Source organism: Geminocystis sp. CENA526 (genome assembly GCF_050753365.1).
Taxonomy (GTDB): domain Bacteria; phylum Cyanobacteriota; class Cyanobacteriia; order Cyanobacteriales; family Cyanobacteriaceae; genus Geminocystis.
This window is the reverse complement of record NZ_JBLZFY010000244.1, coordinates 1-1,786: the sequence shown is the minus strand read 5'-3', so window position 1 is coordinate 1,786 and position 1,786 is coordinate 1. Positions and strand designations below refer to the sequence as shown.

Below are 1,786 nucleotides of genomic sequence, written 5' to 3'. Positions count from 1 at the left end.
GTTAATTTAATCTCTAAGGAAAAATTAAAGGCTTCTCCTTTTAATTGAGGATTTTCCGCTAATTTTTGAGCTAATAACATATAAGCATTTGCTCCATCTTCCACATATAAATAATCTCTGATATATTGACCATTCGATCGAATTATGGGGTTTTCTCCTTTGAGAATCGATCGAATTGTACCGGGGATAATACGATTCCAATTTAAGTCTCCTCCACCGTAAAAATTACCACAACGTGCAATAACTACTGGTAAATTATAGGTGTGAGCATAAGTTTGGGTGATTAAGTCTGCACAGGATTTACTAACATCGTAGGGATGTTTCCCTTGTAATGGTGTGTCTTCATTATAAGGTAAAATTAATTGATCTCCGTAGGCTTTATCAGATGATGCTACAACTATTTGTTTTACTTTAGGACTTAAACGACAGGCTTCTAACAATCGCCATGTTCCTGCTATATTGCTTTCAAAAGTAGAAAGAGGATTACGATTAGCAATACCGACAATAGTTTGAGCCGCTAAATGAATCACTGTATCTATTTCGTATTCTCCTAAAATTCTTTCTATTAAAAGCTGATCTGTAATATTCCCTCTGACTATTTTAACTGTCGCTAAATCGCCACTTTGGATTAATAAACTTTGGGGTATCCAATCTCTAACTAAACAAACTACATCAGCACCAGCTTTGATTAAATATTTTACTAACCAACCACCGACTAATCCCGTTGCGCCAGTTATTAAGGTTGATCGATCTTGCCAAAAATTATTCATAATTAATTCCATACCCTCCAAGGGGGATTACCACTATCCCATAATTCTTTTAAACGATATTTGTCTCTAAGGGTATCCATACATTGCCAAAAGTCATAGTGACGGTAGGCGGCTAACTGTCCTTTACCTGCTAATTTTTCTAATAAAGCAACTTCTAAACCATCATCATCTCCCTTTAAATAATCAAAGATTTCTGGTTCAAATATTAAAAAACCTCCGTTAATCCAACCTTCTCCTGCTTGGGGTTTTTCAGTAAATTCTTCCACTAAATCACCTTTAAACATTAAACCACCAAAACGGGCAGGAGGGCGCACGGCGGTTACAGTAGCTAAACATTTATGAGATTTATGAAATTTTAGTAATTCTTTAATGTTGACGTTACTTACACCATCACCATAAGTCACCATGAAGGTTTCGTTTTCTAGCCAAGGTTGTAATCGTTTGATTCTTCCCCCTGTCATGGTATCTAAACCTGTATCCATAAGGTGAATTTGCCAATCTTCTGCTTTATTATCGTGGGTATCAATATGACCGTTTTTCAAGTTAATGGTCATACTGGAGTTGAGATGACAATAATCCAAAAAATAACGTTTGATGTAGTCACCTTTATATCCTAAAGCAATAAAAAAATCATTAAAACCGTAGTAAGCATAGATTTTCATAATATGCCAGAGGAGTGGTCGATCGCCTATTTCTACCATAGGTTTAGGGATAATTTCTGTTTCTTCCGCAAGACGAGTACCTAATCCTCCTGCTAAGATTACTACTTTCATATTCATCAAAATTAGAGAGCTATTTTCCAAGTTACCCTATATCGAGGAAAGGTCGATCGAGCTTTTGGTTAATTTTTGTGACGATTTAAGGAAGCCAGTTTTCATCAAGGATTTGTTCAAGAGGTGCGATCGGCTTTTCGGGGAAGGTATTAAGGGGAAGTTCAGATATTTGTGTTGCAATTTCTCGTCCATCTTGATAACATTCCTCAAAGACACTTTTAAGATAAGGTTTTAGACTAGGAC

3 protein-coding genes are annotated in these 1,786 nt (G+C 36.0%); all 3 read right to left on the bottom strand.

The window, feature by feature from the left end; translation table 11 throughout:
- The coding region (locus tag ACN4EE_RS23090) for an NAD-dependent epimerase/dehydratase family protein (protein ID WP_431708856.1) at positions 1-770 on the bottom strand (770 nt) is incomplete at its 3' end.
- A gap of 2 nt (positions 771-772) precedes the next feature.
- On the bottom strand, positions 773-1,543 hold the full coding sequence (gene rfbF, locus ACN4EE_RS23085; RefSeq protein WP_431708855.1) for a glucose-1-phosphate cytidylyltransferase: 771 nt from the start codon (positions 1,541-1,543) through the stop codon (positions 773-775).
- An 85-nt stretch (positions 1,544-1,628) separates the two neighbouring features.
- On the bottom strand, positions 1,629-1,786 hold a 158-nt coding region (locus tag ACN4EE_RS23080; protein WP_431708077.1), incomplete at its 5' end, for a DUF29 family protein.